6 protein-coding genes are annotated in these 6,162 nt (G+C 33.0%); 5 read left to right on the top strand and 1 reads right to left on the bottom strand.

Annotated elements, in window-relative coordinates; translation table 11 throughout:
• Positions 1-390 precede the first annotated feature (390 nt).
• The 5 genes from HPY60_11155 (at position 391) to HPY60_11135 (ending at position 5,022) form a co-directional block, all read left to right on the top strand.
• Positions 391-1,632, top strand: a complete 1,242-nt coding sequence (locus HPY60_11155) for an HD domain-containing protein (GenBank protein ID NPV51735.1) — start codon at positions 391-393, stop codon at positions 1,630-1,632.
• Between the two features lie 284 nt (positions 1,633-1,916).
• On the top strand, positions 1,917-2,930 hold the full coding sequence (locus HPY60_11150) for a hypothetical protein (GenBank protein ID NPV51734.1): 1,014 nt from the start codon (positions 1,917-1,919) through the stop codon (positions 2,928-2,930).
• Between the two features lie 726 nt (positions 2,931-3,656).
• Positions 3,657-4,076, top strand: a complete 420-nt coding sequence (locus tag HPY60_11145; GenBank protein NPV51733.1) for a hypothetical protein — start codon at positions 3,657-3,659, stop codon at positions 4,074-4,076.
• Positions 4,073-4,501, top strand: coding sequence for a hypothetical protein (locus HPY60_11140; protein ID NPV51732.1), 429 nt, complete (start codon positions 4,073-4,075; stop codon positions 4,499-4,501). The genes HPY60_11145 and HPY60_11140 overlap by 4 nt, the downstream gene beginning before the upstream one ends.
• Positions 4,498-5,022: a hypothetical protein gene (locus HPY60_11135; protein NPV51731.1), complete on the top strand. Its 525-nt coding sequence runs from the start codon at positions 4,498-4,500 to the stop codon at positions 5,020-5,022. The genes HPY60_11140 and HPY60_11135 overlap by 4 nt, the downstream gene beginning before the upstream one ends.
• Before the next feature lie 70 nt (positions 5,023-5,092).
• Here the strand turns inward: HPY60_11135 and HPY60_11130 are convergent, their stop codons facing one another.
• A complete protein-coding gene (locus HPY60_11130; GenBank protein NPV51730.1) occupies positions 5,093-6,019 on the bottom strand; it encodes an NAD-dependent DNA ligase in 927 nt (308 codons plus the stop codon).
• Between the last annotated feature and the right edge of the window lie 143 nt (positions 6,020-6,162).

Genomic DNA, 6,162 nt, shown 5'->3' with positions numbered 1-6,162 from the left:
CCCCTTTAGGGGCCGCCAGGAAAAGAATATGCGGTTGGCAAACTTATTCAAAGCGCCATCAGGCGCTGCTGGTACCAGCCCCTTATAGGGGCTGTGCATGCCACCGGCTACGCCGGTGGTCATGACTGGATTTGTGCAGTTCGTTGATGCACGAGAACCGTTCCTTTGCACCTGATTTGGTACGTCTGAAACAGTGTCGCTTCTCCGACACCATTTAGAAGACCGTCGACAAAAATCAGCGGTCTTCTCTTGTGCTGCCTGTATTTATACGGGTTTGCAGGTGACAAGTCTTGTAACGACACTCATAAACAAAAGCGAGTGATATAATCTAGTTTGAATGGTATAATTTACATATATAAAGATTATTTCAGTTTTAAATTTAAAAATTGAATGGAAAAGGGAATTAGCATGCGGAAATTGACTGAATCTAAAATCGAAATATTAAAGTCTATCCACAATGACACAGAAGAGATTTTATCACCCTATGCCTGTAAAAATTCTGATGCTATACGTGAATATCAAAGTAAATACAATGAAGATGTCATTCGTACACAATACGCCATAGATATTGATAAGATAATACATAGCAGTTTATATAACCGTGGGAATGACAAAACACAAGTGTTTTCTCTCTATCGGAATGATGATATCACTAGGCGAGCAACTCATGTTCAGTTAGTATCTCGTATCGGTCGTATACTAGGCAAAGCATTACGGCTCAATCTTGATCTAATTGAAGCCATCGCAATAGGACATGATGTTGGACATACACCTTTTGGGCATAAAGGTGAAGAGTTTTTAAATGAACTGTATTACATTCATACAGGACGTTGCTTTAATCACAATGTGCATAGTGTTCGTGTCTTGCAGAGAATCACGGGATGTAATCTTACATTACAAACATTGGACGGCATTTTATGTCACTGCGGAGAGAAAGCTTTTGAAAAATATGAGCCTGCGTCAGTGGCTTCCTTTGCACAACACAATGACATAATAGAAAAATGCTATACACAAAAAGACATAGTTGGCAAACTACGCCCAAGTACCTTAGAGGGGTGTGTAGTTCGTATAAGCGACATGATTGCTTATATTGGTAAAGATCGGCAAGATGCTGCAAAAGCTAAGTTTATAGCCGATTACAAGCAAAACCTTTTGGGTGATAACAATCCTGATATTATCACCAATATTGTAATAGATATCATTTCAAATAGTTTGGATAAATCATATTTATCAATGAGCTTGGATATTTTTGAGGCAATCACAGAAATGTTAACAGAGAATAATACCCTAATTTATCAGCGCGAAGAAGTTATCCAACCATACTATGATGTAATTAAGCCCATGATGGAGTTGATGTATAAACGATTCCTAACAGAACTTGAGAATGACAATTATGATTCCCTGATTTATCAACATTATTTAAACGGAAATGTCGTAGGAAGTTTTTATAGGCATCCTACCAAACGTTTTGTTCAAAAGGATATTCATGATCCGAACAATATAGTCACTGATTTTATTGCGAGTATGACAGACGATTATTTCGTTGATGCTTTTTCGTATCTGTTCCCTGAACATGAGCTAAATCAAAGAATTCAATATGTAGAGTATTTTGATAAGCGCTATACGAAGTGATACTTTATTATTGATAAATTCGATAATTGCTTAATATTTTGGAATAAATTAGTGTAAATACTGCTCGCTGATTACCTACAAACCATTGATATTACTGCTTTCTACAAGCCCTAGGATTGAAGATTAAATTTTTACATATAATTTAAAATCTACAAAAACAAGTATTATTAATAGTAAGCAAAGTTACAGTACTCACTTATTTAATACCTATTTTGACATTAGTACAAATTATTTATTCAAATCATCTTTATTATTTTTTAATTAGATTATGGAGGGGAAGAATATTGGAGATTAAAGCCAATTTTAAACTTCCTTTTAAATTACCTATAAAAGATGGATTGAAATTATTAAGTTCTTATAACTTTGCAAATCTTTGTACGGTCTTTGAGTCAGTTCAGAATGAAGTAGAACTACTAGATAATAATGCGAAAGTTATAAATTCTTCTCTAAACATAACTTATTTTCCATGTAACGGGCTTGAAAATGAAAATAACAAACAAACCATTCTTTACTATTTTGTAATCAATACCATCTGGTATATTAACCGAATTATTGATTCATTTAGAATAACGTTCGGGCTCTCACATTTAAGAAACATAACAATTCGAGACCTTCCAACTGCAATAATTATAGAATTGGATAACGATACATTTGCTTACTTGACGAACACAGAATTTATGAATGAAGATTTATTAGTTATTGATAACGATGGAATTTCAAAAATTAGTTCCACCCTTACTTCAATGGATTTATACCCAGATATATATTTGGTTGAAAATTTTTATGAATCGGCTAAAACACACTTATATAGGGAAAATTTTATTAGGGCAATTATTGACCTTCAGACATCTTTTGAAATTTTTATTAGAAATACTCTCAGGTTAATTTTAACTAAGCAAGGAAGTTCAAAAGATTTAATTGAAAAGGCATCTTCTATTCCTTTTAGAAATGTAATAGAGCAAGAATTATCTAGTTATCTAAAAGAAAATTTAAAGTTTAATAATGCAGGTCCAATAAAAGAGTGGAATCAAGATCTCTATTTATTACGAAATAAGATTGTTCATTCTGGATTTACGCATATAACTGGTAAAGAAAGCATTTTAGCTATCGAGTCTTATGAAAAGGCAAGGAATTTTATTAGTGATTTACTGATTAGAGAAGGATATTTAAGTAAAGATGGTAAAATCGGTTTGAAGCTGTTCCAGAAAAACGAATATGATTTGGAACGTGGTAAAAATTTAGTTAAATTAATGAAGGAGAAAGGGTTAATACCTGAAGATATAAAATTCGTTGAGTAAACATATGAGGGTATTCTCAACATTACCTAACATCAGCCAAATTGGTATTAATTAAGGGATTGCTGGTTTTTAAGTTCATTAATGAGTTAATGTCCCTGAAAGACATGGGGACGATTCCTCTTGTTGAGGCTTCGCAGTCGCCCCCTGGGAGGATGTCTTCTTTTTGTTGTAGGATATATAATATTAACCCACATTTCTGCCGTCTCCGACACCAATTTTAAGGCCCTGCGGATTTTATCACGCAAGGCCTTTTTGTATTTGGTGTGTGATTGGACAGAGACAAAATAACCGGCCCCGTGTCTCTCCGTGTCATACGAAAACGGCCTAAAAGTGAGGGAATATTGTATTCTGCCTGGGATGAGATAGGTCATATTTAGGAAAAGATAATGAAGATAACTGCCTCAGAGCAGAGGCTTTGGGGCTTTTTTATTTTTAACAGAAATTACGCACTTTTTCTCATAATATCGGTGGTAATATAATCGTATACAAGATTATTAGGAAATGGCAAATAATCGGATGATGTTATGGATAGGCCATTGGAGATATTAATATTGTGGAGAAAAGTGAAGATTATTCGATGAGGCTGGTGAAGCCAAATAGTTTTAGTTTTTCTTAGATAGATGCAAATAAAACATTATATAAATACCTCTAAATATGGAGGATATTAACACTTTGTGTAGAAACTGATTTTATCGAACGACTATTCAAAATATAAAGAGGTATGTTATGGATCTGCAAACAATCTTTGTATGGGCCCAAGCAATCTCAGTATGGGCCAGTATAATTGGCTGTGGTATTTCAATTTATTTAGTAAAGAATCTCCCTAATATTTTTCATGAATATTTCGAAACAACTGAATATAATGAAATAAGAACTGAGATTATGAATCAGTTTAAAGCTCACATAAAATTATTGACGGAAGACGAACAACCGATAGATGTTAGAATGGAGACTGAAATATATAATAATATCTGTCGGTTGAATAAATATAGTACTTTGTTTAGAAGAGATATTCGAAAGACCATAAAAAATATGATTGAAATGTTAGAGTCAAGCGATAAAATTGACAGAAAAAAACTAGTTCAAAATCTTACCAAATTAAAAACAGCTTGTGAGTCTCCAATAAGGAAGGGGTTGCTAATATGAATGATAAAATAACAGAATTAATTACTAAGATTATATCTAGCACTAAAGAGCGAAAAATAGAATGGGGGAGGCTTTCTGATTTATTTAGCTCAAATGAAGTTGGCAATAACTTATTAAGACAATATGTTTTGCTTAACGAAAGAGGTGCTTATTTCTATAGCAAAAACAATAGGATATTTTCGTTAAACCAGTTCCAATCTTTTTATACTGAGATTGAGCAAGGATATGTTTGCGTTCTAAAATATGTTAAGCCTGATAGTAGTTATTACGTTATAGCGCTTCAAAGTAACAAACATTCAAGCGTTGTCGAATTAAACAAAAAGGATGAATTGCAACCTGAACTAATCGAACTTGCTTTTTTGATTGAAGGACAAGTAGATAATCCCATGCAATATATTGATATAATTCTAGAAAAAATGAAATGATTAAGGATATTAAAAAAATATTAAGAAGAGTTGAAAAAAGCTCAAAAGATGCAAATAGACTTTACTTTTTATCAAAAGATTACAAGATCCCTTTTGATATAGTTTATGGTATATATTTAATTGAAACTACATACAGACCTGTATTTTATCGTGTTGTTGAGTATATAGTGGCTTCTTTTAGACTGTTGTTGGCTGTTTTATTTAATGTTCCAATTAATAACTATACTGTGGGGAAATGCCAGATTGGCATTGGAGTAATTCTTGCTTTCTGGGGATATTCAAATGCCAATCTTTATTCGAAAAAAATATTTGGCATTACTATGGAACAAGCGGTTAAGATTTTAAAGTCTTTTTTTTGGCAGTACAATTCTATTATATTTGTATGGCGTATAAATATATTGTATAAGAATTGCTCAATTAATGATTATAATACTCTCATCAGGAATATTGGATATTTATATAATGGTAAGATGGTATATGGCTATGTATTAGAAGAACTAATAAGTAAACGCGCTATATGAGTATTTACTTTGCTATCGGGTGTAATACAAAAGCCTCCAACCTTTTATTACAAAATACCTACTGGATAGTTTATATTAAACTATCCAGTACATCCCAAAAGTCATTTTCATGGACGATTAAGATCTGATGTCCTTCTTTTCTAAGGTTGACTGCTGCTTCAACTTTCCGGCCATAGCAGGAGAAAGACCAACAGGGATTGCCCTCATTTCCGACAATTAGATAATTGGTTTTTTTGGTTACGCTGTTTTTGTATAAACCACCAAGGGATTCTATAGTATCAGCTATTGTATTTCTTGTTGTTTTTGAAGATATACCAGTGAAGCAAAAAACGTTATTTACGATGGTTATTTCAGGACATACAGAGCAGATTCCATTGATTGTGATATTCTGTTTAAGCTGTAAAATCTCTTTTAGATCAATGTTGGTAGGACAGTTGTTGATATCAACAAACTCACTAAAAAATAACTTGAGGAACTTCTTCTCGTCATCGCTTAGAACATTATCTGATAATACGGATATAATCAAACTATATATTTCATCATAGGGATAGGTTTTTACAAGATGTTCATTTTCTTCTAGCCACCGGCCAAGGGCTTTAATTTCATCTAATGCAATGTTGTTGTCTGATAATATACCATGTAGTATTCCATGCAAGCGCTGAATATCGGATGTGATTATATCAAAATAAATATTGTCGGTTTTAAAACGGTTACACAACCACAAAATATCTTTTAGTTCTTCTTCATCTAATAAATGGTCTTCGATTGATTTTGATATAAGCGGAATAAGTTCATTAAAAGGATGCGTATATTTATAATGGCTATATTTTGAACACCAAAAATTAAGTTCCATAATCTCTTGTTGATTAATATTGCCATCAATCGAAATCCCTTTAAGAATTCCATCAAGTGTATGAATAGCCTTGTCGAATTCCGATCTTGCCAGCGTGAATTTTCGATAATCCAACGAATCATAATTATCCTCATATGTCCCCACATCTGCCCACCCCTTAATTCAAAATCTGAGTATTAATTAATAGCTGCAAAAAAACACCCGGTTCTGGTTGCTGTCAGTACCAAGGTGTCTGCATCGACTATTTCTTCTTTTTTGCCATCCTCTCGGCAATTTGATATTGCAGT

It is taken from the genome of Methanofastidiosum sp. (assembly GCA_013178285.1).
Lineage (GTDB): Archaea > Methanobacteriota_B > Thermococci > Methanofastidiosales > Methanofastidiosaceae > Methanofastidiosum.
Note: the sequence above shows the minus strand (reverse complement) of the source record. Positions and strands in the feature narration are given on the sequence as shown.

Bases quoted from the DNA above. Each gene is read 5' to 3' on its own strand.
- HPY60_11140 (NPV51732.1), top strand. From the start codon at position 4,073: ATGAATGATAAAATAACAGAATTAATTACTAAGATTATATCTAGCACT.
- HPY60_11135 (NPV51731.1), top strand. From the start codon at position 4,498: ATGATTAAGGATATTAAAAAAATATTAAGAAGAGTTGAAAAAAGCTCA.
- HPY60_11155 (NPV51735.1), top strand. From the start codon at position 391: ATGGAAAAGGGAATTAGCATGCGGAAATTGACTGAATCTAAAATCGAA.
- HPY60_11145 (NPV51733.1), top strand. From the start codon at position 3,657: ATGGATCTGCAAACAATCTTTGTATGGGCCCAAGCAATCTCAGTATGG.